Raw genomic sequence first — 26,997 nt, 5'->3', positions numbered from 1 at the left:
CCGATATGCCATCCCCAGATCCTCTTCAGATGTCTCTTAGAGAATCGCAGATTCGCGATTTACGCAAAGCCCTCGCAGGCGGGAGAGGTCGGCGCGCAGCGCCGGGTGAGGGCTCTCTCCTCTTGGGGATTCCCTCTACGGAGACACCCTCTCCCCAGCCCTCTCCCGCAAGCGGGAGAGGGCTCACCGTCCTTGTGGTCGGCATTCGGGCCCATCTGATTTCCACCTACGCCGCGTAGGTTGCCCGCAGCTTCTTCGTGTCCAGCAGGGCCATGACTCCATCCGCCGACACAGGCCGGCTGATGAGATAACCCTGGACTTCGTCGCAACCGATCTGGTGCAGATATTCGAGCTGGTCGGCGGTCTCGACGCCTTCCGCGACCACGCCGATGCGCAGGTCGCGCGCGAGCCCAATCACGGATTTCACGATCGCGGCGCAGTCGGGCTGCACCAGCATGTCGCGGATGAAGGACTGGTCGATCTTGATGCGGCTGAACGGCAGCTTGCGCAGGTAGGTCAGCGAGGAGAAGCCGGTGCCGAAATCGTCGAGCGCCACGGTGACGCCGAGCTCCAGCAGCGCATTCAGGACGGATGCGGCGGAGGCGTATTTCGACAGCAGCATTGATTCCGTGATCTCGATCTCAAGCTGGTGCGGGGCGATCTTCGCGTCCGCGAGCGCCTGCACGATGATCTGGAGGAGACCGTTGTTGTGAAACTGCGCGGCCGAGAAATTCACGGCGACCCTGATCTCTTTGGGCCACTCGGCAACCGTCGCGCAGGCGCGGCGGACGACCCATTCGCCGATCTCGTGGATCAAGCCGGTTTCCTCGGCGATCTGTATGAATTCGCTCGGCGGCACCAGTCCGCGCTGGGGATGCTGCCAACGCAGCAGCGCCTCGAAGCCGGTGATGCGGTTGCCGCCGAGGTCGAGAAAGGGCTGAAAGACCAGGAACAGCTCGTCCCTGGCGATGGCGCCTTCCAGATCCGATTGCAGCGCCTTGCGGTCGCGTGACGAGCGGTCGTCGGCTTCCTCGAAGAAACACACCGTGCCGGGTCCGGCCTTCTTGGCGCGGTAGAGCGCGGTGTCGGCGTTCTTCATGATGTCGAGTTGCGTGCTGCCGTCACGCGGCGCCAGCACGATGCCGACGCTGGTCGCGCCGACGATCTGGCGGCCCTCGATCTGGAACGGTTCGTCGAAGGCCGCGACGAAGCGCTCGGCGATCTCGAGCGCATCCTCCGGCCGCGCCAGATTGGCCATCACCAGCGCGAACTCGTCGCCGCCGATGCGTGCGACATGCTCGGCCGCGCGGGTGCAGCGTTGCAGGCGGCTTGCGATCTGGACCAGAAATTCGTCGCCGGCGGGATGGCCAAATTTGTCGTTGACCTCCTTGAAGCGATCGAGATCGAGCAGGAGCACCGCGAATTCCTCGCCGGACAGAGCGAGCCGCTTCAAGGCAGCATCGAGCGTTTCGTTGAAGGCGACGCGATTGGGCAGATGGGTCAGAGGGTCCTGCCGCACCGTGCGCTCGGCCTCGATCTGCCGCATCACGCGCCGTGCGAACGCGAATGAATTGACGAATACGCCGCGCAACAACACGCTTCCGTAGACCACGACGAGAAAGGCGATCAGCAGGAAGGCGAGGTCGCCGCTCCTGCCGAGGCAAATGGCGATCCCGACGAAGATGGGCGCCGTGAAAGCGATGGCCGCGATCGGGATCGTGCCGAAGGCAAGCGCGCCGCCGGCCAGCATTCCCGAGCAAAGGCAGGTGATGACGAGCTGCCCGCCGGTCGAAGCGCCTGGGAAGAACGCGACCGGGACGATGCCCCAGGCGGCGCCGAGCAGAAAGGCATTGCGCACCAGCCGATGCATGGCGCGGCGCGAGACGAATTGCGGCTTGGTGATGCGGCGCGCGGCGTGGGATTGCAGACCGAACGCGATCGCAGCGCCGGCCACGGCGACCGCCCAGATCAGCGCGAACATCCGGTCGGGCGATTGCCACAGCGCGATCGCGAGTACGGCAGCATTGCAGGCGTTCGCCAGCATGATGCCGACCGAATAGCCGAGCACCAGCGACATCTGTTCGGCGCGGATATGGCCGGTGACGGCTTCGTCGGTTGCAGGACCGCCAAAGGCCGACAGATCGCCCGCGAACAGCCGCGCGAAATAGCTGGTCGTTTGAGTCTGCATTCCAGAGCCCAGCAGCATGGGCCGTTTGTCCGGCCCGATCCGGAGAATTCGCTGCAAACCTTTGACGAACTATGAATTATCCCCGCTTGCGACGATAGCCGCGACCACTTCTGCGTGTTCGTCACGTCGTATCGATAACAAATCGATACAAATGCGCGCCGGCGAGGTTACGGTCACGGAGCTTGGGGCGCTGAAGCTACTATGGCGCCATGGCCGGGCTAATCCGTTCGAAGGACAGCGTCGCGTCCGCTCGCCTATGTCCCGGCCATCGACGCCTTTGAGGCCACGAGGGAACGTGCGTCCAAACAGCTTCGAGCCGGCGGTCGGCTCGGTGCTGAGACTTCCGATGACGCGATGCGGTTAGGGCGGGAGCGCCTGGACTTGGCACGGCACCCGCCTGCAAATAATCCTCGGCGCCATCTCACAGCTTGTTTCGGTTCTTGCTCGCTCCCTTCAATTTTGGAGCGTCCGAAGTCGATTTTGCCCAATCCGCCATTTGCATGCAGGTCAGCAGGTCGACATAGCTGTCACTGCCGCCAGCCGTCGCTTCGCCTTCGCATCGGGTTCGAAGGCTGTCGGAATTCGTGAGCCAAACGGAATGAAGTTGTTGCAGCGCGGAATTTTCGTCGCGCATGCAATCGTCGTAGGACTGCGCCAGATCCAGGCCCATCGCCTTGTCAGTGGCTACGGTGGCCTTGCAGGTCGCCTCGACATTGAGTTGAGGGACGCGTTCGCTGACTGGAATTGTTGTTTGGCCGCCTATCATCGCCAAGGTCAGCAATACAATCTTCATGCAGGACTCCCCGTTTGAGATTTCACTGAAGCAATTTCATCAGGCGACCGAGCGGGCATCGTATTGATCTGAATCAAGGGGAACGAAGGAGATTGTCTCTCAATATTGTGCGAGTAAACACACCGACCAGCACCGAGACAGTTTCGGGCAACCAGCCCGATCGCGCGAGCAAGAACACGAGGCAGATTGTGATAGTAGTGGGGTATTGAAGACGCAGACGATCCCTGCTGGCCCAAACGTTCAGGTTGTGCTAAAGTAATTCTAGAGGGCCCGTATTGCGCAAGCGACCGAAGATGCCCCTCAAGCGACGCTAGTTCGACCAGGCTTTATATCTCTGTTTCTAGCAATTTGTTTCGAGTTCTGCAGACGCCGTGCGGCGTTTGATGCGGTCGGTGACGCACGTTATCTTGCAAGCAATAAGCGCCCCTCGCGCTGGATCGAAAATACTTCAATTCATACCGCCGCGAGCGGTGTGAACGCATCTGACATCGGCTTTGCTGCCATTCTTCTCTTCGTGCTGAATTCCCGTGGCGCCACGCTGCAAGGCAATACGCTGAGACCTTCAATGCTCAGACCCTCGAACGCGGTCATTCCGACGGTACAAAGTGAATTGAACGAAGTCGCAAATCAGAGGTCACCAAATCAGAAGAGGAGGATTCGACATGTTTCGAGGAATTCTGACGCTGACAATTTCTCTTTGCCTTGGTGCGGCGGCCGTGCCTGTCGCGCAGGCGCAGGGCACTGCACCGGCCATCACCGAACAAGAGGCGCATGCCATCGCAGTGGATGCCTATGTCTACTTCTACTCGCTCATGTCGATGGACATCTCGAGAAAGCAATTCACCAACGGCACGACCGATTTCAGAGGTCCGATGAATACCTTTGTCAACGTGCCGGAATACCCCCCGGCCAATTTCAAGGGCGTGGTGCGGTCGAACTTCGACACGCTGTATTCCGTCTCCTGGCTGAACATGACCAAGGAGCCTGTCGTCATCTCCGCACCAGATACAAGTGAGCGCTACTATCTGCTGCCGATGCTCGACATGTGGACCGATGTCTTCGCGTCGCCCGGCTGGCGAACGACGGGCACCAAGGCCGGCACGTTCCTGATCACGCCCCCGGGCTGGCGGCCCGATCTGCGCGAAAGATTCGCGGAAGAATTCAAGCTTCCGAGCGACACCCAGCGCATCGAGGCGCCGACGCCCCATGTCTGGGTGATCGGCCGCACCAAGACGGATGGCCCGCCCGATTACGATGCCGTCCATAAGATCCAGGCCGGTTACAAGGTCACGCTGCTTTCCGAGTACGGCAAGACACCCAAGCCGGTCGAGTTCAAGCCGGACCCAAGCGTCGACATGAAGACGCCGCCGAAGGTCCAGGTCGATACCATGTCGGCCGGCGTGTACTTCGCCAGCGCCGCAGAACTGCTCAAGCTTCACCCGCCGCATGCTACCGATGAGCCGATCATTGCGCAGATGAAGAAAATCGGCATCGAGCCCGGCAAGAGCTTTGACATCGGCAAGCTCGATCCGGTGTTGCAACGGGCGCTGGAGACCGCTCCGTACGACGGCCAGAAGCTGATGGCCTGGAAAGTGCCGACACTTGCGCGGGTCGCAAATGGCTGGTCGATGAACACCGATACGATGGGTGTCTACGGCAACTACTATTTGAAGCGGGCCATCGTCGCCCAACTTGGGCTGGGCGCGAACCTGCCTGAGGATGCCATCTATCCGCTCAATCTCGGCGACGCGACCGGCAAGCCGCTGGATGGAGCCAACAAGTACACAATTACGTTCGAGAAGGGCGCCGCCCCGCCGGTCAACGCCTTCTGGTCGATCACGCTATACGACCCGGAAGGTTTTCAGGTCGGCAATGCGCTCAACCGTTTTGCCGTGAGCAGCTGGATGCCGTTCAAGTACAACGCAGACGGGTCGCTCGATATATTCTTCCAGAATGATAGCCCGGGCAAGGACAAGGATGCGAACTGGCTTCCGGCGCCGAAGGGAGCCTTTAATCTGACCATGCGCCTTTATAGCCCGAAGTCCGATGCGCTGACCGGAAAGTGGAATCCGCCGCCGGTCGTGAGGACGGAGGCCGGAACAGTGGGCTTGGCCCAATAAAGTTGATTTGAGCGCCGGCGCTTTGGCGCCGGCGTTCGACCGCATGAACACAATGGCGATGCGGCTCCACTGGCCCAGGACCGAAGCACCGTCGATCCTGCCTTCGGGCGAAGGGACGTGGTACCCGCCGGGCGTGAAGCTGGTCTTGTAGAGACAGTCAGCGGCTCAGCGTCCCAATTGTTTGGGGTCGTAATAAAACCGTTCTTCGATCAACTGATCGCCCCGCCACCTCTGCCACGCGATCTCATCCAACGTTCGGATGATGCCCTCGGCGGTGGTGAAGCTGAAGGTCCAGCGCGTGGCGACATGATCGCCCTCGATCAGGCTCGGCCCGATGCGCACCGCCTTGACTTCCCTGGAGGCCGCCAGCACGCCGCGCTCCTTGGCGACGAGCTTGTCGCGGCCGACTGTCGGTGCCGCGTTGTTCTCGTAGGTCGCGGCCTCGGGCGTATAGAACTGCTCGATTGCGCCGATGAAATCCCCGGTCTCCAATCGCTTGGCAAAAGCTTCGACGACGTCACGGCTCGGCATGGCACACCTCACGAATAACCGACTGATGGTCGGTAAATACCGACCGATAGTCGAAAAGTCAACTGGCCGCTTGTGCCGAATTCGATTAGACGAGACCCATGGCGAAACAGGCGGAGCGGCGGGCTGCGACATCGGAAGCGATCCTGACGGCGGCGCGCCGCCTGTTCGGGTCGCAAGGCTTTGCCGCGACGACGATGGACGAGATCGCCGAAGCCGCCCGCGTCGCCAAGGGCGCGGTCTATCATCACTTCAAGACCAAGGAGGCGGTGTTCGAAGCGGTGTTCGACCAGGTCTCGCGCGACCTCGTCGCGGAGATCGACAGCACGGCCCGTGCCGAGAAGGATGTGCTTGCCGCGATGGTCGCTGGCACCCAGCATTATTTCGCCGCAACCGCGAAGGGGCTGACCGGCCAGATCATCTTGCGCGACGGCCCGGCGGTGCTCGGCTGGGAGCGCTGGCGCGAGATCGACGCCAAACATTTCGGCGGCAAGCTGCCGCGTGCGATTGCGGCGGCGATGGAGGCTGGCCTGATCGCGCGGCAGCCGGTCGAGCCGCTGGCCCGGCTGCTGCTCGGCGCGGTCACGGAAGCGGCGGTCGCCTGCGCCGGACGCGCCGATATCGCAAGGGCGGGTGCGGAATATGCCCGTGCGTTCAGGTCGCTGGTCGAGGCGCTGCGCGTCGCTCCATGATCGTGCTAAGTGACGATTGGAAACGCCCACACCAACAAAAAGAACAGTAGCGCATGAACGCAACTTCCTCCCTGACGCCCTCCGACCCTGAGTTCGACTACATCATCGTCGGTGCCGGCTCTGCGGGCTGCGTGCTCGCCAACCGGCTGTCGGCCAACGGCAAGCACAGCGTGCTGCTGCTCGAGGCAGGCCCGAAGGATTCCAACATCTGGATCCACGTGCCGCTCGGCTACGGCAAGCTGTTCAAGGAAAAGACCGTCAACTGGATGTACCAGACCGAGCCGGAGCCCGAGCTGAAGGGCCGTCAGGTGTTCCAGCCGCGCGGCAAGACCCTGGGCGGGTCGAGCTCGATCAACGGCCTGCTCTATGTCCGCGGCCAGCACGAGGATTACGACAGATGGCGTCAGCGCGGCAACGCCGGCTGGGGCTATGACGACGTGCTGCCCTATTTCAAGAAGGCCGAGAACCAGTCGCGCGGCGCCGATCAATATCACGGCAGCGGCGGCCCGCTGCCGGTGTCCAACATGGTGGTGACCGATCCGTTGTCGAAGGCGTTCATCGATGCCGCAGTCGAGAGCGGTCTGCCCTACAATCCTGATTTCAATGGCGCCACCCAGGAAGGCGTCGGCCTGTTCCAGACCACGACGCGCAATGGCCGCCGCGCCTCGACGGCGGTGGCCTATCTCGGCCCCGCCAAGGCCCGCGGCAATCTCAAGATCGAAACTGGCGCGCTCGGCCAGCGCGTGTTGTTCGAGGGCCGCCGCGCGGTCGGCGTTGAATACCGTCAGGGCGCCACATTGCGCCGCGCCCGCGCGCGCAAGGAGATTGTGCTGTCGAGCGGCGCCTACAACTCGCCGCAGCTGCTTCAACTCTCCGGCGTCGGACCCGGCGACCTCCTGCGCAAGCACGGCATCGACGTCGTGCTGGACGCGCCGGGCGTCGGTCACGACCTCCAGGACCACATGCAGGTCCGCATCGTGATGCGCTGCTCGCAGAAGATTACGCTCAACGACACCGTCAATCATCCGCTCCGCCGCACCATGGCCGGCGCACGCTATGCGCTGTTCCGCAAGGGCTGGCTGACGATTGCGGCGGGCACGGCGGGCGCGTTCTTCAAGACCAGCCCGCGGCTGGCCTCGCCGGACATCCAGGTCCACTTCCTGCCGTTCTCGACCGACAAGATGGGCGAGAAGCTGCATGATTTCTCCGGCTTCACGGCGTCGGTGTGCCAGCTCCGCCCCGAAAGCCGCGGGTCATTGCGCATCAAAAGCGCCGACCCGACAGTGCCGCCGGAGATCCGCATCAACTACATGTCGACCGAGACCGACCGCACCACCAACGTGGAAGGCCTGAAGATCCTGCGCAACATATTGCATGCACCGGCGCTGAAGCCTTTCGTGGTCGACGAGTACGATCCCGGGACGAAGGTAGCCACGGATGCCGAGCTGCTGGATTATTGCCGTGAGCGGGGCAGCACCATCTACCATCCGACCTCGACCTGTCGTATGGGCAATGATGCGCTCGCGGTGGTCGATCAGCGGCTGAAGGTGAGGGGCCTCGAAGGCCTTCGTGTGGTCGACGGCTCGATCATGCCTGACCTGGTCTCGGGGAACACCAACGCGCCGATCATCATGATCGCCGAAAAGGCCTCCGACATGATATTGGAGGATGCGCGGTAAACTCGCGTCTTGAGAGGATTTGGGCTTGGCTACGCGATTCAAGATCGGCACACGCAAGAGCGCGATGGCGCTGGCACAGACGGAAGAGATCGCGCGCCGCCTGACCGCTGCCATGCCCGATCTCGACGTCGAGATCGTCAAGTTCGACACCACGGGCGATCTCGACCAGACCAGCAAGCTGTTGCCCCATGGCGGCAAGGGCGGTGCCTTCGTGGCGCAGATCCGCGCCGCCGTGTTGTCGGGCGAACTCCAGGCGGCGATGCATTCGCTGAAGGACATGCCCGGCAACGAAGACACACCCGGTCTCGTGATCGGCGCCACGCTCTCGCGCGATCCTCCCAATGACGCGCTGGTGCTGCGCGATGGCGTGACGCTGGAGGCGCTGCGCCAATCTCGTGGCAAGGGTTTCAAGATCGGCACCAACGCCGTCCGCCGCGCCGCCTATGCGCGGCGATTGTTTCCCGACGTCGAGATAATCCACTTCCGTGGCGCCGCCGACACGCGCGTGCGAAAACTCGATAATGGCGAGAAGCAGCGCCTGCCGGATGGCGGCGCGGTGGGGCCTGCCGATGCGCTGATCATGGCGCGGTCCGGCCTCGACCGCGTCGGCCTTTCCCATCGCATCGGCTACGAATTCTCCGCTGCGGAAATGCTGCCGGCAGCGGGGCAGGGCATCGTCGCGGTCGAATGCGCGGCACAGGACTGGCAGACGCGTCGCATTCTCGCATCGATCGACGATCCCGCTGCTCATGCCTGCGCCGATGCCGAGCGCGAGGTGCTGTGGGTGCTGAACGGCCATTGCAATTCGCCGGTGGCGGGCTTTTCGACCATTGCGGGCGATCAGATGTCGCTCACCGCGTCCGTGCTCGATCTCTCCGGCAACACCATCATCGAAGCCTTGCGTTCGGGTCCCGCCAATCGTCCCCGCGAACTCGGCCGTGCGGTGGGACTGGATCTGCTGGCCAAGGGCGCCGCCGAGATTATCGAGCGCAGCCGGCCGCGCTAAGTCGGCCGCGAGGCGGGCATCGGTGTGATGATGGCATCATGCGCCTGTTTTGCCCGACGGGTCAAATGTTGGTGCGATCCGATGCGATGACGGCGCACCTGATTTCCGTCCGCCCTAAGTCATTGATCGGGCGTGGCCTCTCTACTGTGCATGGGGTTGTTTTCGTGCTTTTTTGTTTTCCCACTCCCCAGGCGCAAAATAAATCAGCCCCGCACACGCTTCAGCATCTGCTCAACATGGGCGATCGGCGTCTCCGGCTGGATGCCGTGGCCGAGATTGAAGATGAACCGCCCCTGCGCAAAATTCGCCAGCGTGTTGTCGATCGCGCGGTCGAGCGCGGCGCCGCCTGTGATCAGCACCAGCGGATCGAGATTGCCCTGAACCGCAACCTTGCTCTGCACGCGCTCGCGGATGAAGGCCGGCTCCTCGGTCCAGTCGATGCTGACAGCGTTGACGCCGGTCGCCTCGACGAACCCGGGCAGTTGCGCACCGGCACCGCGCGGAAAGCCGATGATCTTCGCATCCGGCACCTTGGCGCGCACGCCTTCGACGATGCGCCGGGTCGGTTCGATCGACCAGCGCGCGAACTCGGCGGGTGGCAGCACGCCGGCCCAGGTGTCGAAGATCTGCAAGGCGTTGGCGCCTGCCGCAAGCTGCGCCAGCAGATATTCGATCGAGTTCTCGACCAGCACGTCGATGATCTCAGCGAACGCCTCCGGATGCCGGTAGGCCATCATCCGCGCCGGCGCCTGGTCAGGCGTGCCCTGGCCGGCGACCATGTAGGTCGCCACCGTCCACGGGGCGCCGCAGAAGCCGATCAACGCGATCTTGGGATCGAGCGCCCCGCGCACGATTTTGAGCGCCTCGAACACCGGCGCGAGCTTGCCGAAATCGGCGTGTTTCGCCAGTGTCACGACCTTGGCGGGATCATCCAGCGGTTCGAGCCGCGGACCCTCGCCGACCTCGAAGCGCACGGAGCGTCCGAGCGCATAGGGGATCACCAGGATGTCGGAGAAGATGATCGCCGCATCGAAGCCGAACCTCCGGATGGGCTGCAGCGTCACCTCGGCGGCAAGCTCCGGGTTGAAGCAGAGGTCGAGGAAGCCGCCGGCCCTGGCGCGCACCTCGCGATATTCCGGCAAGTAACGGCCGGCCTGCCGCATCATCCAGATCGGCGGAATGACCTGCCGCTGGCCGGAGAGGACGTCGATGAAAGGCTTTGTCGCAGACTGGGGCACGAACGGTCCTGAGGATGGTTAGGGCTCCTGATACACCGCCGCGGCCCGAAGCGGAACAGGGGAACCAAGCGCAATTCGACCGCGTTGACCAGCCAACGGAGGACGAGACCATGGCTGAGACATTCAACCCCGCGCCGCATGACAAGCACGCCGACGATCTGCACGAAGCGCTCGCCGCCGACCGCCACGCCAAGCTCGACGCCGGGCTGAAAGATACCTTCCCGGCGTCCGATCCCGTGAGCGCCGCCCAGCCAACGCCCTCGAAGGCCGATGCGGAGGCCGACAATCCCTCGCTCTGGGACAAGGTTAAGGCCATCTTCAGCTAGCCGCGGGAGCGCCGGATTCCGATAGCTCTGCTAATGCCCTGTTAGCGATGCGCTGATTCCGGTGTCCGTACGACTACGGGAACCGCCGACATCGCCGCATATTTCTGCGGGCGTTTCAGAGTTCAATAACAGAAGCAGCAGAGTTTCCGATCTTCGGAGAATTCTGCCGCATGAGTGCTGTGACCCAAAGAGCCGGATTGAGCCGCCTGCCGCTGCGGGCAGCTGCGTTCGTCGCGCTGACCTGCGTGGCCATCCTCGGCGTCAGCGGCTGGCGGGAATGGGCGGCCCGCGACGCGGTGCTCAAGGGCGCCGAGACCGAGATGGCCAACGTTGCGCGATCGCTGACGCAGCATGCCGATGACAGCCTCGATCTGCTGGATTCTGGCGTCGTCGGCGTCGTCAGCCGGCTGGAGATGGACGGCACCGAGCCGGCCACGATCGCCAAGCTCAGAACCCTGCTGGAGGTGCGCAAGAAGGCGGTAGAGCGCATCCACAGCCTCGCCATCATTGACGACCGCGGCAACTGGTTGACCTCGCCCGGCACGATCGGCTCGACTCTGAACGACGACGCGTTCTTCCGTTATCACCAGCTCTCGCCGAAACGGGAGCCCCATGTCGGCCGGCCCGTGAAGAGCCTGCTCGACGGCGAGTGGGTCGTCACCCTGTCGCGCCGTTTCAACAAGCTGGATGGCAGCTTCGGTGGCGTGGTGCTCGCGACCATCAGCTCGGGATATCTCTCGCATTTCTACGAACAGTTCGAGATCGGCCGCAACAGCTCGGTGGCGTTGACACACGGCGACGGCCTGATCATCGCGCGCTACCCGAGCAACGAGAAATACATCGGCCGCAGCGTTGCCAATACGCCGCTGTTCCGCGACGCCGCTCTGCAGCGGCCGGGCGGCGTCTATCATTTCAAGTCGCCGCTCGATGGCGCCGAACGCGTCAGCTTCTTCAAGCGCTCTGGCCGTTATCCGCTGGTCCTGCTCGCCACCGTCGACAAGGACGAGCTGCTCGCACCCTGGCGCGCTGCGGTGATCTCCCGCATGCTCTACGTGCTCGCGTTGGTCATGCTGATCGCAATCATTGGTGCGGTGCTGGTGCGGCAGTTGCAGCGGGGCCAGAGCATGGCGGCCGCGCTGGTCGAGAAGGAAGCGAATTTCCGACTGCTTGCCGAAAGCTCCAGCGACATGGTGACGCGTATGGGGCTCGACGAGCGGCTGCGCTATGTCTCGCCATCGTCGATTGGCGTCGTCGGCTGGCGCGCCAATCAGCTGATCGGAACCCTCGCGCTCGCCGGCATTCACGCGGACGACCGGCCGCAGGTCCAGGCTCTCGTCGACGCCATGAAACGCGGCGAGAAGGAGGAGGTGCGCGTTACCTATCGCAACGCGCACCGGCAGAACGCCGAAGTCTGGCTCGAATCGACCATGCGGGTGACCCGCAAGGAGAGTGGCAGCGTCGACGGCGTGGTCGCGATCTCGCGCGACATCACCGAGCAGAAGAAGCTCGAGACCCGGCTCGAAACGCTCGCGATCGAGGACAGCCTCACCGGGCTTGCTAATCGCCGCCGCTTCGATGAACGACTGAAGGAGGAGTGGGCGCGTGCCTATCGCGAGCGCTCCAGCCTTTCCCTGCTGATGATCGACGTCGACCACTTCAAGTCTTACAACGACGAATACGGCCATCCCGCGGGCGATGCCTGCCTCCGGCAGGTGGCGCAGATCATCGCCGCCGAGATGCATCGTTCCGGCGATCTGGCGGCGCGTTACGGCGGCGAGGAGTTCGCCATGCTGCTGCCGAACACCGACGCTGCCGGCTGCGCCCTGATCGGCGACCGGATCCGACGGGCGATCCGCGATGCGGGCCTCGTCCACGCCAGCAACCATGCGGCTGGCTGCGTCACCGCTTCGCTCGGCGGTGCTGCCTGCCGGCCGGCGCTGGAGCGCACGGCCGGCGTCACCTCGCTGATCGAGGCCGCCGACCAGGCGCTCTATGCCGCCAAGGAAGCCGGGCGCAACCGGCTGATGATGTCGGGCGAGGTGAGCAACCTTCTTCTCAAGGCGTCCGGTCAGTAACCCCGCTCAATAATGCGGGGGGCGCTCATTGGCGGCTCCCGGCGCATTCGCCTCGGCCTCCTGCAGCCGCTCGCCGAGCTCTGCGATCCTTCGCGTCAGCGCGTCGATCTGCTTCCACTGCGCGGTGATGGTCTGGTTCAGCGTCTCGATCGCGTCGTCCTGATAGGCGAGGCGCGTCTCAAGCGTGTCGATGCGCTCGCCGAGCGTCTGGATCTCATTCGTCACGTGCCGCGTCCTTATTTCGTTCGGGCGAGCCAAGTTCTTGCAAGCCGAGTTGTTGCGCGCCAAGTTGCTGCAAACCATGACCGAGCGCGACCCGTTCGTCGAACACGAAGCATTCGCCGCGCCAGCGACTCTGAGCCTCCGGCACCTCTTCCAGATATTTGAGAATGCCGCCCTTGAGGTGATAGACCTCGGCAAAGCCGCGCGCGAGCAGATGCGCGCTCGCTTTCTCGCAGCGGATGCCGCCGGTGCAGAACATCGCGATTCTGCGGTGTTTGACAGGATCGAGCCGTTCGGCCGCAAATTCCTTGAACTGGCCAAAGCTCTCGATGCCTGGGTCGAGCGCGCCGTCGAACGTCCCCATCGCCACCTCGAAGGCGTTCCTGGTGTCGAGCACCAGCGTGTCGGGCGCCGCGATCAGCGCGTTCCATTCGCTCGCATCGACATAGGTGCCGACCTGCCGGGTCGGATCGGCGGCTTCGTCGCCGAGCGTGACGATCTCCTTCTTCAGCCGCACCTTGAGCCGGCCGAATGGCATCGCCTCGGCGGTCGAGAACTTCAATTCGAGATTGTTCAACCTGCCGCTGAAGATGTCGCCGTGCGCGAGCTCATGGACGAGAGCGTCGATCGCCGCGCCCGCACCCGCGACCGTGCCGTTGATGCCCTCCTGCGCGAGCAGCACGCTGCCCTTCACCGCCAGGCCGGCGCAGAACGCGCGCAGCGGCTCGCGCAACTCCCGGTAATCGGGCAGGGCGGCGAATTGGTAGAAGGCGGCGACCTTGCAAATCATGGCGCCCGTTTAGCAGGCGGGGCGCGCCCGGAAAACCCGCAAGAAGCAGCTCTATTCCCAGCGGATGGCAGCCATTTCCCTGGTATGCCAGCATTGCCCCGGCGGGCCGGAATGTGTCATGTAGGCGCGGCTTTTTCCGAAACGACACGCCATCCGCGCCAGACGCCAACGAGAGCAAGAATTCGATGAGAAACTTCCATTTCCCCGGCAGGTCCACGGTCCACGCCACCAACGCGATGGTGGCGACCTCGCATCCGCAGGCGTCACTCGCCGCGATCGAGGTGCTGCGCGAGGGCGGCACGGCGGTGGACGCGGCCGTTGCGGGCTCGGCCATTCTCGGCGTGATCGAGCCGCAATCGACCGGCATCGGCGGCGACTGCTTTGCGCTGATCCAGCCGCGCGGCGAGGGCAAGATCATCGCCTATAACGGCTCGGGGCGCGCGCCGAAGGCGGCGAACGCCGACTGGTATCTCGAGCGCAAGATCAACTCCGTGCCGCTGACCTCGGCGCATGCGGTGTCGATCCCCGGCGTGATCGACGCCTTTGCGACCGTTTTGCGCGACCACGGCAAGTTCGGCTTCGACCGGCTGCTTCAGCCCGCGATCAAGGCCGCCGAGGAAGGCTACGTCGTCGCCCCTCGCATCGCCTTCGACTGGAAGAACCAGTTCGAGAAGCTGAAGGGTGGCACCAACACGGAGCGGTATCTGTTGCCGCACGGCAAGCCGCCGGTGGCCGGCGACGTCATCCGCCAAGCCGAGCTCGGCAAGACGCTACGGGCGATCGCCAAGGACGGCCGCGACGCCTTCTACAAGGGCCCGATCGCCGAGGACATGGTGGAGACCCTGCGCGGAATCGGCGGCCTCCACACGCTCGACGATTTCGCCGCGCACACCACCGAGACGACGACGCCGATCGGCACCATGTACAAGGGCTACGACGTCTGGCAGTGCCCGCCGAACGGACCCGGCCTCACCATGCTGCTGATGTTGAACATCCTGTCGCGGTTCGACCTGACGAAATACGCGCCGCTCAGCGTCGAGCGCTTCCACCTCGAAGCCGAGGCCGCGCGCATCGCCTACATGCATCGCGAGCTGCATGTCGCCGATCCCGAGCATATGCAGATCGAGGTCGCCAGGATCCTCGCCAAGGAATACTGCAACGAGCACATCGACAAGATCCGCATGGACGGCATGCTCGACCTGCCGAACGTCGCGCCGCCGATGAATCCCTCGACCATCTACATCACCGTCGTGGACAAGGACCGCAACGTCTGCTCGTTCATCAACTCGGTCGCGCATTCCTTCGGCTCCGCCATCGTCTCGAACAAGACCGGCATCCTGCTCCAGAATCGCGCCGGCGGCTTCCGCATCCAGCCCGGCCACCCGAATTGCATCGCCGGCGGCAAGCGCCCGCTGCACACGATCATGCCGAGCCTGCTCACCAAGGGCGGCCGTTCGGTGATGCCGTTCGCGGTGATGGGCGGACAATATCAGCCGGTTGGCCAAGCCCATGTGGTGACCAACATTCTCGATTATGGCTGCGACGTGCAGGAGGCGATCGATATGCCGCGCGGCCTGCATTACGAAGGACAGTACCAGCTCGAGGACAGCGTGCCGGCCAATATCGTCGAAGGCCTGAAGAAACTCGGCCACAAGACCACCAGCGTCGTCGGTCCGCTCGGCGGCGCGCAGGCGATCTGGATCGACTGGGACAAGGGCACGCTCACCGGCGGTTCCGATCCGCGCAAAGACGGTTGCGCGCTCGGATACTGACCGCCGCGCACGGGGTTCCCCGCGCAACATCAGCAAAATTTGACGAAGGGCGACGCGGCATTTGCTGCGTCGCCCTTTCTCGTTCGGAACGGAGTTCACTGCTTCAGGTTAAGGGCCGATGAGCGGTGCAGGCGTGCGCTGCTCTTGCTCGAAGCGGCGGAGGCCCTCCATGTCCGAAAAATCAGGTTCCGGACCGACCGGATTCGATCGGCGCGCCTTCATGGCTGGCGCTGCCGGCAGTGCGCTGGTCCCCATGACAGCGCGTGCGGCCGCCCAGGATGCGAGCGTGTCGGCCGCGCAGGATCCGGCGCTCCCCGTCGATGTCACGCTGCGGGTCAACGGCACGGACAAGCGCCTGCACATCGACGCGCGCACAACGGTGCTCGACGCGCTGCGGGAGCATCTCAAGCTCACCGGCAGCAAAAAGGGCTGCGACCACGGCCAATGTGGTGCCTGCACGGTACTGATCGACGATCGACGCGTGGTGTCGTGCCTGACGCTCGCGCTCGCGGCCGAGGGGCAGGAGATCACCACGATCGAGGGCCTTGCCACCGACGATCATTTGCATCCGATGCAACAGGCCTTCGTCGACAACGACGCGTTTCAATGCGGCTATTGTACGCCGGGCCAGATCATGTCCGCCGTGGCCTGCGTCAAGGAGGGGCATGCGGGCAGCGAGGCCGACATCCGCGAATACATGAGCGGCAACATCTGCCGCTGCGCCGCCTATCCCAACATCGTCGCTGCCGTGAAGCAGGCCGCGCCCGAGATCATGAAAGGCTAGGCCCATGCGATCGTTTTCCTACCAAAGGGCAACAGACCCCGACATGGCCGTGCAGGCGCTCAGCGCTGCCGCAACTGCGAACAATCCGCTGACCAAGGCTACAGCACAGCCGCTCGCCGGCGGCACCACGCTGATCGACCTGATGAAGCTGGACGTGATGCGGCCCGCGGCAATCGTCGACATCAATCCGCTGGCGCGCAGCTGGTCGGCGATCGAGCCCGGCAGTGACGGCTTGCGGCTCGGCGCGCTCGCCAAGATGTCCGACGTGGCCGCGCATGCCGAGATCCAGCGCAACTATCCGGTGATCGCGAATTCCCTGAAGCTCGCCGCCAGCGCCCAGCTGCGCAACATGGCGACGCTCGGCGGCAACGTGATGCAGCGAACGCGTTGCAGCTATTTCCGCGATGTCTCCTATGAGAATTGCAACAAGCGCAATCCCGGTTCGGGCTGTGCCGCCATGGACGGCGTCAATCGCATGCATGCGGTGCTCGGTACTTCCGATCAGTGCATCGCAACCTATCCCGGCGATTTTGCCCAGGCGCTGATCGCGCTGGATGCGGTGGTCGAAATCACCGGCAGGTCCGGCACGCGCAGCCTGCCGTTCGCAGATTTGCACAAGGCGCCCGGCACGACGCCCGAGATCGAGACCACGCTTCGGCCCGGTGAGCTGATCTCTGCGTTCTCCATTCCCGGCCGCTGGCCGCGCTCGGTGTATCTCAAGGCGCGCGACCGTCAGTCCTACGAGTTCGCGCTGTCGTCGGCTGCGGTCGCGCTCGATGTGCAGGATGGCACGATCAGGGACGCGCGTGTCGCGCTCGGCGGCGTCGCCACCGTGCCGTGGCGGGCGCGCGAGGCTGAGGCGCTGCTGAAGGGACAGAAATTCGACGACGGTCTGGCGCAGCGTGTGGCCGATGCCGCGTTTGCCGACGCCAAGGGCCGCCGGCACAACAGCTTCAAGATCGCGCTCGGCAAGCGCGTGGTGGCGCGCGCGCTCCAGCAGGCCGTAACCATGGAGATCTGATCATGACCGCTGCAGCTCCCGAGCCGAAAGCAAACATGGGCCATCCCGTGCCGCGCTATGACGCGGCCGCAAAGGTCACGGGCCGGGCGACATATGCGTCCGACATGCCGCTCGACAATCCAGCCTACGCATTCCTGGTCACCAGCGCCATCGCCAAGGGCCGCATCGACGGTTTCGATCTCGACGATGCCAGGCAGGTCCGCGGCGTGATCGACATCGTCACGCACGAGAACGCTCCGAAGCTGAAGGAATCGAAACTGTTCAGCAATGGCGGCTATGCCGGGACCACGATCCAGCCGCTGAAATCAGCCGACGTCGCCCATGATGGCCAGATCATCGCCGTCGTCATCGCCGAAAGTTACGAGGCGGCGCGCGAGGCCGCCAATCGCGTCAAGGTCAGCTACACGGCCGTGGCGCCGAGTGCGAGCTTTGAGTCGCCGGGGACCACCACGACGGCGGCAAAGGGACAGAACGCACAGTTCAAGGAAGACCCGGAGGTCGGCGATTTCGCCAAGGCGTTCGACGCAGCCGAGGTCAAACTCACCGCCTCCTATGACACGCCGACCCAGCACCACAATCCAATGGAGCTGTTTACGACGAGCTGCGCCTGGATGGGCGACAACCTCGTCATCTACGAGGGCAGCCAGTATGTCTACGGCCTGAAGAACGGCGTCGCCGAGCAGCTCGGCATCGACGCCGACAAGGTCCGTGTCGTCAATCCCTATGTCGGCGGGGGCTTTGGTTCGCGCGGCTCGATGACGCCCCGCACCGCCATCATCGCCGGCATTGCCAAACGCCTGAACCGGCCGATCAAGCTGGTGCCGACCCGCGACCAGGGTTTCACCATCGCCACCTACCGGGCCGAGACGCGCCACGAGATCAGGCTTGGTGCGGGCCGGGACGGCAAGCTGGTGGCTTTGAGACACGACGGCGCGGAGGTTTCGTCGCGTCCGGATGCCTATTGCGTCGGCGGCACGAAGACGACGACGCGGCTCTATGCCTGCCCCAACGTCGCAAGTCTGGTGTCGATCGTGCGCGCTGACCGCAATACGCCCGGCTTCATGCGCTCTCCGCCGGAGGTGCCGTATCTCTTCGCGCTTGAGAGCGCGATGGACGAGCTTGCGGTGAAACTGAACATGGACCCTGTCGAGCTCCGCCGCATCAACGACACCACCGTGGAGCCGATCGGCGGCAAGCCTTATACGTCGCGGTCCTTGATGGCGTGCTTCGACGAGGCCGCCAGGGCGTTCGGCTGGTCGCAGCGTTCGCCGCAGCCGAAATCGATGTCGGACGGCGACTGGCTGATAGGCTATGGCTGTGCCGCCACCTGCTATCCGACGCAGATGGCGCCCTCTGCCGCGCGCGTCCGCCTCCAGCGCGACGGCCGTACCCGGGTCGAGATCGCCGGTCACGAGATCGGCACCGGCGCGTATACCGTCATCGCCCAGACCGCGGCCGAGCGGCTCGGCGTGCCGCTGGAGAAGGTCGCGGTGTTCCTGGGCGACAGCGATCTGCCGCCGGCGCCTGTTGCCGGCGGTTCGAACTCGACTGCCAGCACCTGCTCGGCGGTGATGATGGTGTGCGACCGAATTCGTCAAAGGCTGTTCAAGGCCGTGATGCCGAGCGACAGCCTAGCCGACAAGGCCAAAGAGACCGTCGGCATCAGCCAGGCGCCGAGCACGCAGGCGGCGCAGAGCGATCGTCCACTCGATATCGAAAAGGCCTTCGACGCACTCGGTGGCGGTATCGTCGAGGAATACGGCGAGTGGAAGCCCGAAGGCGCGCCGCTGGATTCATTCACGGCGATGCACAGCGGGCACGCGCGGCTCGTCGGTGGCCATCAGATGAAGGACAAGATCGCGTACGCCTTCGGTGCCGAGTTCGTCGAGATCCGCGTCAACCGCTTTACCCATGAAATCCGCTGCCCCCGGCTGGTCGGAGCGTTCGCGGCGGGCCGCATCATGAATCCGCGGACGGCGCGCAGCCAGCTCATGGGCGGCCTGATCTGGGGCATGTCCTCGGCACTGCTGGAGGCCACCGAGATCGACGAGCGCAATGCGCGTTACGTCAACGACAATCTAGCCGACTATCTCGTGCCAGTGAATGCCGACGTCCCCGGTGTCGAGGTGATCCTGCTTTCCGAGCAGGACGATCACATCAACCCGGCCGGCGTGAAGGGCCTCGGCGAGCTCGCCAATGTCGGCACCAATGCGGCGATCTGCAATGCGATCTATCACGCCACAGGCCAGCGCATCCGCAAGCTGCCCGTGCGGCTGGAAAATATCGAGGCCTGAGGGGGTGGCAACGGCGTCGGCGTTGCGCTAGACACCTTCCGCCTCAAACGTAAGGTGTCTTATGCAGCGTTTACAGCGCGTGCTCCTCGCCATCATGTCGGCACTCGCGATCACCGTGATCGTCGGCGTGTCCGATTTCGTCTCCACCACGGCCTCGGCCCAGACCGCAGGGAAGACCATGACCACAGCTTCAGGTTTGCAGATTACCGACAGCGTCGTCGGCACCGGCGCTTCGCCGAAGCCCGGCCAGATCTGCGTGATGCACTACACCGGCTGGCTCTACGAGAACGGCCAGAAGGGCAAGAAATTCGACTCGTCGGTCGACCGCAACGAGCCGTTCGAATTCCCGATCGGCAAGGGCCGGGTCATCGCCGGCTGGGACGAGGGTGTTGCCTCCATGAAGGTCGGCGGCAAGCGCACGCTGATCATTCCGCCGCAGCTCGGCTATGGTGCCCGTGGCGCAGGCGGCGTGATCCCGCCGAACGCAACGCTGATGTTCGACGTGGAATTGCTCGGGGTGAAGTAAGCCCGCAAACAAAAAGACCGGCCTCTCGGCCGGTCTTTCACTTTGAGTGCGATGCTCGTTATTCCGTCGCGCGCTTGGCCGAAGCCGCAGCGCGATCGACCGCGTCTTTCGCGGCATCCTTGGCATCGCCCATGGCCTGCTGGCCCTTGCCCTTCACTTCCTGGACCGCACCTTCGCCCTTCATGCGCTCGGAACCGGTGGCTTCACCGATGCCCTGTTTGGCCTTTCCCATTGCCTCGTTTGCGGTGCCCTTGATCTTGTCGGTCGTGCTACCCATGAAATCCTCCTTGCGGTTTGCTCGTCAGGACAACGTTCGACGGTTATGAGGGTTCCGATTTTGGTATGGCTCGATGTCGCGGCTTTGGGTTAGTTTGCCGCGCACGGAACCAACAGAAAGCAAGTCTCATGACCGGTCATGACCATTCGCATTCCCACCATGACCACGATCACGATGATCGCTGGAAACATGACGGCGTGCGCGTCATTCCCGGCAACCAGCTCGATACCAACGTGCCGTCGACGGCGGGCATGGACCGCGCGGCCGCGATCAATTTCGCGCGCGTCGGTGCGCAGAAATTGTGGGCGGGCACGGTCAGCATCAAGCCCGACGCCAAGACCGGCGCGCATCACCATGGCCATCTCGAAAGCGTCATCTACGTCGTGAAAGGTAAGGCGCGGATGCGCTGGGGCGAGAGCCTCCAATTCACCGCAGAGGCTGGCCCCGGTGACTTCATTTTCGTCCCGCCCTACGTGCCCCATCAGGAGATCAACGCCAGCCCGGACGAAGTGCTGGAATGCGTGCTGGTGCGCAGCGACGGCGAGGCGGTCGCGATCAACCTCGACATCGAGCCGGTCGAGAAGCCCGAGACCGTGCTGTGGGTCGATCCCATTCACCGCGATCCGAACGAGAAGAAGTGAGGAACACCTGAAAGCCAGCGGGTTCTGTGCGACAGAACCTCGCAGGCAGGGGTCCAAAAAAGATCCGGAAGCCGTGTCGGATCGCCGCTTGGCCATCCGTCCTTGGGCAGAACCCCGCCCAAGGAGCTCCGATGCCCAGGATGATTTTCCTCAATCTGCCCGTGACCGACCTCAAGCGCGCCACTGCCTTTTACGAGGCGGTCGGGGCGACCAGGAACCCGCAATTCAGCGACGAAACAGCGAGCTGCATGGTCTTTTCCGAGACCATCTACGCGATGCTGACGACCCACGAGAAATTCCGGCAGTTCACGCCGAAGCCGATCTCGGATGCAAAGACCTCAAACCAGGCGCTGTTCTGCCTGTCCGCCGATAGCCGGACCGAGGTCGACGATATCGTCAGCAGAGCCGCGGCTGCAGGCGGGGTGGCCGATCCCAGCCCGAAGGACGAATACAGCTTCATGTACGGCCGCAGCTTCGAGGATCCGGACGGCCACATGTGGGGCGTGAACTGGATGGACATGGCAGCCTTCCCGGCGCAGTCCGACATGGCGAACGCCTGATCTAGCGCGCGAACATCACAACTGAAGAGGAGCATTCACGATGTCGAAGGTCGTTCCATGCATGTGGTTCAATGGCGATGCCGAGGAAGCCGCGAAGTTCTACGTCTCGCTCGTGCCGAATTCGGCGATCACGCATGTTCAGCGCAACGTTTCAGATGGCCCGTCCGGCAAGGAAGGCTCCGTGCTCGTCGTCGAATTCTCGGTGGCGGGACAGCCTTTGGTCGCGCTCAACGGCGGCATGAAAATGGAATACACCCATGCGATCTCGCTGATGATCCATTGCGACGATCAGGCCCAGGTCGACAGCGTCTGGAATGCGTTCCTGGCCCATGGCGGCAAGGAAGAGCAGTGCGGCTGGCTCAGGGATCGCTGGGGCGTGGCCTGGCAGGTCGTGCCGAAGGTGATATTCGAACTCCTCTCGAGCCCCGACAAGGCGGCTGCCGCACGCGCGATGCAGGCCATGATGAAGATGGTGAAGCTCGACGTAGAGACCTTGCGCCGCGCGTTCGAGGGCAAGTCGGCAGCGTGATGTGGAAGCCACAGTATCGTAGGGTGGGCAAAGGCGCGCTTGCGCCGTGCCTACCATTTTTTCTCGGCGAGAGAAAGTGGTGGGCACGCTCCGCTTTGCCCACCCTACGAGATTGAGCCCGCCGCTAATAATTGATCCGCAGCCCCACGCCGCCATGGATGGTGTTACCCACTGGCTGCGGGCCGAGCGTGCCGTTGGCGAACAGGTCCACGATCCAGCCCTTCTGCATGCGGAAGCCGAGCCGGCCGCCATATTCGAACCAGCCCTGGTTGCCCATGGTCGGCACCACCACGCCGTCGCCGGTCACGGTGGCGACGATGCCGCTATGGCCAGCGAACGACTGCACCCAGCCGCCATTGATGTTGGCCTCGATATTGCTGCCGTAGAGATGCGTCCACTGGCCGCCGATCTTGACCAGGCTGGTGCGGTCGGTGCCGGTCGCGATGCTGGCATCGAACGGATTGAACGCCACTGCGCTGTCGGTGTAGCCCGAGACGCGCTGCCAGAGCTGCCAGACCTCGATCGAGGCGGCGACCTCGTCGCGGGGCGACACGCGGCTCATCCAGCCGGCGCGGCCGTAGACGGCGTAGTTCGCGGCGTTGGTCGAACTCGTGACGCTCACCGGGCCGAGGCTGGTGTTGTAGCTGCGGGTGTAGCGCGCCTTCTCCCACGGCGTCAGGATCGTGCCGACGTCGAAGAACGGACGCGACGAGCCCCAGTCGGTGAAGTCATAGCGTAGCGCGAATGCGCCGATCGGCGCGCTGGTGATGTTGTAGCCGCCTTCGCTGTATTGCGTGTAGGCGATGCCGGCGAGCAGCGACAGATTGTTGGTCAGCTCCTTGCGGCCGTGGATGCCGGCCGAGAACGAGCCGGCGGAGCCGAACGCGCTGACGCAGTTGCTGCAATTGACCTGCTCGTTGACGCCGAGCAGCACCGTGCCGAGCACTCGGTTGGTGATCATCTGGTTGAAGCGCTGGTTGGCGAGGTCGCCGATCGAGCCGCCGCTGGAATCCGCGCCGGTCGGCGTCGGTGTCGGCGTCGGGCTCGGCGAAGAGGACGGATAAGGGCTCGGCGACGATGACGGGTAGGGGCTGGGCGCGGGCGAGGGGCTGTAGGTTGTCGTTGGAGAGGGTGAATATGTCGGCGAAGGGGAGGGCGTCGGCTCTCCGCACCCGGATTCGCACGTCGCCCCCTGGGCTGCCGCCGGACGGGCATCCAACGCGACAAACGCAAACACGGCGGTCAGCACGCTCGCGACGATGAAGCGCCTGACGTTGAATACCGCCATCTTCAGCGTCCGCACAGCATGCCGTCGTCGTGGACGGCAGGCGTGATGGTCGGCGAGGCGTCCGCATATTGGTTGACCGCGCACAGTCCCGCACTCGCGGCGCAGGTCGCGGCAAAGGTCCAGGGCGGCGTATTGGTCTTACTGATGGAGACCTTGCCGCCGGTCGAGCTGATGATTGCGGTGTCGCCGGGCTGGGTGAGCTGCACGCACTGTTGGCTCGTCGTGCAGACACTGGCGGCGCCGTCCTGCAGCACGACGACCGAGCGGCCGCGCTGGGACAGGATATCGAGTGTAGTACCGCGCACGCCGATCGTCGCAAGCGGGGTCGTGATCTTGTAGGCGGTCTTCTCGGAATGTCCGGTGACGAAACGGAATGCGCCGGTCGTCATGCGGATCGCAACGTCACGATAGCTGTGCTCGTCGTTGAAGACGGTGCGGTCGAGCTTGAGCGTGGCGCTCGGACCGAGCGACAGATTGGTGCTGTCGGCCATCACGAAGCGCGCTGCGCTGCCGGCGCCGGTGCGCACGGTCTCGTCCCGCAGCATGCTGTCGCCAATGCTGATCGGTGTCGTGGTCGCGGCCACGCGAACGACCTCATTCTGGATCACGACGGCTTCCCCGACGCGCGTCTGCGCCTGCGCGCAAGGGGCCACGCACAAGGCGATCGACAACAGCGTGGAGAAAAGCCAGAAACGCAAATTCATTTCGCAACCGATCGATGTGTCCCTGATCGTACCGGATCGCGCGCGCTTGCGATGTGGCGGAATTATCACAAGCAGCGCGAGACCTGCGCTATGCTTAGTGACAGTCGCGGCAGAATGCGTTCAATGAAAACTGCGATGTCTATTATTCTCGGCGGTGACGCAAATTTGCCACGCAAAACATCCCCACAAATGCCGCTCGACTTGCCCGCGGTTCCGAAGGTGTCGCGGAGCGCAGTGATTGCTGTCGCGATTTTCCTGGCCGCGCATCTCGCCCTGCTGATCGGCTTGACGACGCCGGAGAAGTTCGTCTTCGACGAAGTGCACTACGTGCCGGCGGCGCGGCAGATGCTGGCACCGACGATGTCGCAACCGATGCTCAATCCGATGCATCCGCCACTGGCGAAGGAGCTGATCGCCGCCTCGATCGCGGCCTTCGGCGACAACGCGCTGGGCTGGCGCTATCCCGCGACACTGTTCGGCGCGCTCGCGATCGTCGCGATCTATCTGTGCGGCCTCGCGCTATTCGCCGCGCAAGGGCCTGCGATCGCCGCCGCACTGATCGCCGGCTGCAACCAGATGGTGTACGTGCAGGCGCGCATCGCGATGCTCGACATTTTTGCGTTCGGCTTCGGCCTGCTCGCGATTGCCGCCTTCATGCACGGCTTTCGAAAGGACCGGCCTCATGCATTGTTCGCGACTGCCGGCAGCCTGTTCGGCTGTGCTGCGGCCTGCAAATGGAGCGGCCTGTTTCCACTCGGAATCTGCATCGTCATCGTCGCGGTGATCCGCCTGATGCAGGGCTGGCACACCCTGTTTGCCGACGCGAAGCCGGGGGATTGGTACCGGCCCGACCTCTGGCCCGACTTCAGATTACATCACGTCGTGCTCTGCTTCACCGTCCTGCCCGCGATGACATATCTTGCGGCCTTCGTCCCGCTGTACGGCGTGTCGCTGCCGGATCTGGTCGAGGCGCAACGCCGGATCTTCGCCGACAACACCACCACTGCCATCGCCGGCCACACTTATATGAGCGCGTGGCCGTCATGGCCGCTGCTCGCGCGCCCGGTATGGTTCCTGTTCGACAAGACCGCGGACGGCAATGTCTCCGCGATCGCCTTCCTCGGTAATCCCCTGGTGCTGTGGCCGGCGCTGCTCGCGCTCGCCGTCGTGCTGCGCGACTTCGTCGTTGCGCGCCGCCGGGATGCGTTCCTGATCGCGGTCTTCTATTTCGGGTGCTGGCTCGCCTGGGCGTTGCTGCCGCGCACGCTCGCCTTCATCTATTACTATCTGCCGGCTGCGACCCTGGCGTCGCTCGCGCTGGTCTATGTGCTGCGCCGGGACGGACTGCCACGCTGGCTGCTGTGGGCCTATGTCGGGGTCGCCGCGATCGGCTTTGCCGCCATGCTGCCGATCTCGGCGGCCTTCATCGGCACGTCGATGCAGACTTTCAACCGGCTGATGCTCTTCCAGAGCTGGATATGATATCGCCGCCTGCCGGGGAACGACAGGCGGCGCCTTTATGGGCGATGACCTGGGAATTACTTTGACGCGGTCTGGGTGTCCATGTTCACGACCTGGACGCGGCGGTTGATCGGGTCGGCGCCGTTGGCGGCATCCTTCAGCTTGGTCTTGCCGTAGCCGACGGTGACGAGATCGGTGCCGGTGAGTCCGTAGTTCTGCACCAAATACTTCTTGATGGTGTCAGCCCGCCGCTCGGAGAGCCCCTGATTGTACCCCTCGGTGCCGACCGCATCGGTGTGGCCGGCGACCACGAAAGTCGAGCCCTTCAGCGAGGGATCGGACAGCGCCTTGCCGAGCGCCTGCACCGACGGCACCGACGTCTTGGCAATGTCGGCCGAGTTGTAGTCGAACTGGATCTCCAGATCGATCTTCGGCTTGGTCGCGGCGAGTTCGGCAATCTGCTCGCGCTCGCCCGTCGACAGCGACCGCGTCGAGCGGTTGCGCACCGTGTTCAGAAACGTCGATTCCTTGGCCTGCGCCGCCGGATCGACCTGCGGACCTGCGGACAGCCCGCGGGTCGCCGCCTTCGGCTTCAATGCATCCAGGATCTGGTTGGTCGAGACATTGCCGTCGCCGGCCATAGCCAAGCCGGCCGTCATCGAGAGAAGTGCCGAGAGGGTCATCGCCTTCAGTGCAAAAGACTTATTGAAACTAGTCATTGTCGTATCCTCGTTGTGACGCCTGATGGCTATTTGATGCTGCAAGCATAGGGCAGGTTCAAAACCCCTGGTGTGATCTTGGTCACGGTGGAAACGGGGCCCTCCAGGGCCATGGCAGCGAATTTCAAGCGGTTTCGGGTTGATGGAGGGCCGGCCCGCGGTCCACTCCGAGGACCGACGCTGACGCGTGAAGAGAGTGGTCGCACGCTGCCCGGCGAGCGTTCGAGCCGTCGCAGTCCTGTCGTGATCCGCATCACTGAGGACCGCCGCGCCCAGGTGCCACTCGGGGCCCCGGTTCACTCAGGGAAACCTGTGCTGACCGATTGTCGCAAAGCCGTCGCGTGATGGCCTGTCTGCGGACAATTTTTCGGCCAGATGGACGCCTAGGGCGGAGCCTCCGACAAGCGCAACGAAGGGAGCCGAGTTCCATCCAGTGCCGAGGCCAAGTGATTATCAGTTCTATCGCAGTGGCCCGCCAGATCGGACCGTGTCCCTGAATTCCATGCCCATCTATATCGGGGCCGCGATGATCGCGGTGGCGATCCTGCTGTCGACGCTGATCACGGGGCTGACCTCCCGCTATGTCGGGCTTCAAGCGCCGACCGACGAGAACATGTGGCTGGTCGATCGCCTCACCGGCAACGTCTATCGCTGCCAGGCGGAGGAGCGCGGCAAGGCCTCGTGCGAACCCGATGTCGCCACAGGCAGCGTTGGCGACCGGTCCAAAGCCCCGAAAGCCGGGCGCTGAGCGCTCCGCCTTCGCA

General features: G+C 63.9%; 26 protein-coding genes. 16 read left to right on the top strand and 10 right to left on the bottom strand.

The window, feature by feature from the left end; genetic code table 11:
- Positions 1-226 precede the first annotated feature (226 nt).
- Both AC0L30_RS23515 and AC0L30_RS23510 read right to left on the bottom strand, forming a co-directional pair.
- Positions 227-2,188, bottom strand: coding sequence for a putative bifunctional diguanylate cyclase/phosphodiesterase (locus AC0L30_RS23515; protein WP_473405301.1), 1,962 nt, complete (start codon positions 2,186-2,188; stop codon positions 227-229).
- Positions 2,189-2,609: 421 nt separating this feature from the next.
- The gene (locus tag AC0L30_RS23510) at positions 2,610-2,981 is read right to left on the bottom strand and encodes a hypothetical protein (protein WP_007595254.1); all 372 of its coding nucleotides are present in this window, start codon (positions 2,979-2,981) and stop codon (positions 2,610-2,612) included.
- A gap of 662 nt (positions 2,982-3,643) precedes the next feature.
- On the opposite strand from AC0L30_RS23510, the gene AC0L30_RS23505 reads away from it, so the two are divergent.
- Positions 3,644-5,101, top strand: coding sequence for a DUF1254 domain-containing protein (locus AC0L30_RS23505; protein ID WP_473405300.1), 1,458 nt, complete (start codon positions 3,644-3,646; stop codon positions 5,099-5,101).
- A gap of 165 nt (positions 5,102-5,266) precedes the next feature.
- Here the strand turns inward: AC0L30_RS23505 and AC0L30_RS23500 are convergent, their stop codons facing one another.
- Entirely contained in the window at positions 5,267-5,632 is a 366-nt protein-coding gene (locus tag AC0L30_RS23500) for a nuclear transport factor 2 family protein (protein WP_473405299.1), read from the bottom strand.
- Positions 5,633-5,730: 98 nt separating this feature from the next.
- Between AC0L30_RS23500 and AC0L30_RS23495 the strand changes: the two genes are divergently transcribed.
- Genes AC0L30_RS23495 through hemC form a run of 3 tightly spaced genes read left to right on the top strand, consistent with a single transcriptional unit; the run spans position 5,731 to position 9,006 of the window.
- The gene (locus AC0L30_RS23495) at positions 5,731-6,321 is read left to right on the top strand and encodes a TetR/AcrR family transcriptional regulator (RefSeq protein ID WP_473405298.1); all 591 of its coding nucleotides are present in this window, start codon (positions 5,731-5,733) and stop codon (positions 6,319-6,321) included.
- A gap of 53 nt (positions 6,322-6,374) precedes the next feature.
- On the top strand, positions 6,375-8,000 hold the full coding sequence (locus tag AC0L30_RS23490; protein ID WP_473405297.1) for a GMC family oxidoreductase: 1,626 nt from the start codon (positions 6,375-6,377) through the stop codon (positions 7,998-8,000).
- A 25-nt stretch (positions 8,001-8,025) separates the two neighbouring features.
- Complete coding sequence (hemC, locus tag AC0L30_RS23485; RefSeq protein WP_354127418.1) at positions 8,026-9,006, top strand: hydroxymethylbilane synthase; 981 nt, start codon at positions 8,026-8,028, stop codon at positions 9,004-9,006.
- Positions 9,007-9,209: 203 nt separating this feature from the next.
- Here hemC and hemE read toward each other — a convergent pair whose 3' ends face one another.
- Positions 9,210-10,244 carry a uroporphyrinogen decarboxylase gene (gene hemE, locus AC0L30_RS23480; RefSeq protein ID WP_473405296.1) on the bottom strand — a complete coding sequence of 345 codons (1,035 nt, stop codon included), beginning with the start codon at positions 10,242-10,244 and terminating at the stop codon, positions 9,210-9,212.
- Between the two features lie 110 nt (positions 10,245-10,354).
- On the opposite strand from hemE, the gene AC0L30_RS23475 reads away from it, so the two are divergent.
- Positions 10,355-10,570, top strand: coding sequence for a hypothetical protein (locus tag AC0L30_RS23475; protein WP_007595236.1), 216 nt, complete (start codon positions 10,355-10,357; stop codon positions 10,568-10,570).
- A 170-nt stretch (positions 10,571-10,740) separates the two neighbouring features.
- Complete coding sequence (locus tag AC0L30_RS23470) at positions 10,741-12,645, top strand: sensor domain-containing diguanylate cyclase (RefSeq protein WP_007595234.1); 1,905 nt, start codon at positions 10,741-10,743, stop codon at positions 12,643-12,645.
- Positions 12,646-12,651: 6 nt separating this feature from the next.
- Here AC0L30_RS23470 and AC0L30_RS23465 read toward each other — a convergent pair whose 3' ends face one another.
- Together AC0L30_RS23465 and trhO are read right to left on the bottom strand one after the other, a co-directional pair.
- Positions 12,652-12,870 (bottom strand): SlyX family protein, encoded by a 219-nt coding sequence (locus tag AC0L30_RS23465; RefSeq protein WP_007595232.1) that lies wholly within the window; start codon positions 12,868-12,870, stop codon positions 12,652-12,654.
- Entirely contained in the window at positions 12,860-13,657 is a 798-nt protein-coding gene (gene trhO, locus AC0L30_RS23460) for an oxygen-dependent tRNA uridine(34) hydroxylase TrhO (protein ID WP_219684455.1), read from the bottom strand. Before trhO ends, AC0L30_RS23465 begins: the two co-directional genes overlap by 11 nt.
- 185 nt (positions 13,658-13,842) lie before the next feature.
- On the opposite strand from trhO, the gene ggt reads away from it, so the two are divergent.
- From ggt to AC0L30_RS23435, 5 genes are all read left to right on the top strand, one after another.
- The gene (gene ggt, locus AC0L30_RS23455; protein ID WP_007595222.1) at positions 13,843-15,429 is read left to right on the top strand and encodes a gamma-glutamyltransferase; all 1,587 of its coding nucleotides are present in this window, start codon (positions 13,843-13,845) and stop codon (positions 15,427-15,429) included.
- Positions 15,430-15,598: 169 nt separating this feature from the next.
- Complete coding sequence (locus AC0L30_RS23450) at positions 15,599-16,213, top strand: (2Fe-2S)-binding protein (protein ID WP_007595221.1); 615 nt, start codon at positions 15,599-15,601, stop codon at positions 16,211-16,213.
- A 4-nt stretch (positions 16,214-16,217) separates the two neighbouring features.
- Complete coding sequence (locus AC0L30_RS23445) at positions 16,218-17,234, top strand: FAD binding domain-containing protein (RefSeq protein ID WP_219684458.1); 1,017 nt, start codon at positions 16,218-16,220, stop codon at positions 17,232-17,234.
- Positions 17,235-17,236: 2 nt separating this feature from the next.
- On the top strand, positions 17,237-19,528 hold the full coding sequence (locus AC0L30_RS23440) for a xanthine dehydrogenase family protein molybdopterin-binding subunit (RefSeq protein ID WP_473405295.1): 2,292 nt from the start codon (positions 17,237-17,239) through the stop codon (positions 19,526-19,528).
- Between the two features lie 61 nt (positions 19,529-19,589).
- Positions 19,590-20,054: an FKBP-type peptidyl-prolyl cis-trans isomerase gene (locus AC0L30_RS23435; protein WP_473405294.1), complete on the top strand. Its 465-nt coding sequence runs from the start codon at positions 19,590-19,592 to the stop codon at positions 20,052-20,054.
- 58 nt (positions 20,055-20,112) lie between these two features.
- Here the strand turns inward: AC0L30_RS23435 and AC0L30_RS23430 are convergent, their stop codons facing one another.
- The gene (locus AC0L30_RS23430; RefSeq protein ID WP_007595214.1) at positions 20,113-20,331 is read right to left on the bottom strand and encodes a CsbD family protein; all 219 of its coding nucleotides are present in this window, start codon (positions 20,329-20,331) and stop codon (positions 20,113-20,115) included.
- A 128-nt stretch (positions 20,332-20,459) separates the two neighbouring features.
- Between AC0L30_RS23430 and AC0L30_RS23425 the strand changes: the two genes are divergently transcribed.
- The 3 genes from AC0L30_RS23425 (at position 20,460) to AC0L30_RS23415 (ending at position 22,061) form a co-directional block, all read left to right on the top strand.
- Positions 20,460-20,972, top strand: coding sequence for a cupin domain-containing protein (locus tag AC0L30_RS23425; RefSeq protein ID WP_007606929.1), 513 nt, complete (start codon positions 20,460-20,462; stop codon positions 20,970-20,972).
- A gap of 131 nt (positions 20,973-21,103) precedes the next feature.
- Positions 21,104-21,532, top strand: a complete 429-nt coding sequence (locus AC0L30_RS23420; protein ID WP_219684461.1) for a VOC family protein — start codon at positions 21,104-21,106, stop codon at positions 21,530-21,532.
- Positions 21,533-21,572: 40 nt separating this feature from the next.
- On the top strand, positions 21,573-22,061 hold the full coding sequence (locus AC0L30_RS23415; protein WP_007595211.1) for a VOC family protein: 489 nt from the start codon (positions 21,573-21,575) through the stop codon (positions 22,059-22,061).
- A 124-nt stretch (positions 22,062-22,185) separates the two neighbouring features.
- Here the strand turns inward: AC0L30_RS23415 and AC0L30_RS23410 are convergent, their stop codons facing one another.
- On the bottom strand, positions 22,186-23,349 hold the full coding sequence (locus AC0L30_RS23410) for a hypothetical protein (RefSeq protein WP_007595210.1): 1,164 nt from the start codon (positions 23,347-23,349) through the stop codon (positions 22,186-22,188).
- Positions 23,350-23,351: 2 nt separating this feature from the next.
- Positions 23,352-24,053 carry a FecR family protein gene (locus AC0L30_RS23405; protein WP_007595209.1) on the bottom strand — a complete coding sequence of 234 codons (702 nt, stop codon included), beginning with the start codon at positions 24,051-24,053 and terminating at the stop codon, positions 23,352-23,354.
- Positions 24,054-24,104: 51 nt separating this feature from the next.
- On the opposite strand from AC0L30_RS23405, the gene AC0L30_RS23400 reads away from it, so the two are divergent.
- On the top strand, positions 24,105-25,535 hold the full coding sequence (locus AC0L30_RS23400; RefSeq protein ID WP_473405293.1) for a phospholipid carrier-dependent glycosyltransferase: 1,431 nt from the start codon (positions 24,105-24,107) through the stop codon (positions 25,533-25,535).
- A gap of 56 nt (positions 25,536-25,591) precedes the next feature.
- Here AC0L30_RS23400 and AC0L30_RS23395 read toward each other — a convergent pair whose 3' ends face one another.
- A complete protein-coding gene (locus AC0L30_RS23395; protein ID WP_007595207.1) occupies positions 25,592-26,233 on the bottom strand; it encodes an OmpA family protein in 642 nt (213 codons plus the stop codon).
- 502 nt (positions 26,234-26,735) lie between these two features.
- On the opposite strand from AC0L30_RS23395, the gene AC0L30_RS23390 reads away from it, so the two are divergent.
- Positions 26,736-26,981: a hypothetical protein gene (locus AC0L30_RS23390; protein WP_018455000.1), complete on the top strand. Its 246-nt coding sequence runs from the start codon at positions 26,736-26,738 to the stop codon at positions 26,979-26,981.
- Positions 26,982-26,997: the final 16 nt, after the last annotated feature.

It is taken from the genome of Bradyrhizobium sp. MI1.11 (assembly GCF_055811255.1).
This window is presented reverse-complemented; position numbering and strand designations above follow the sequence as displayed.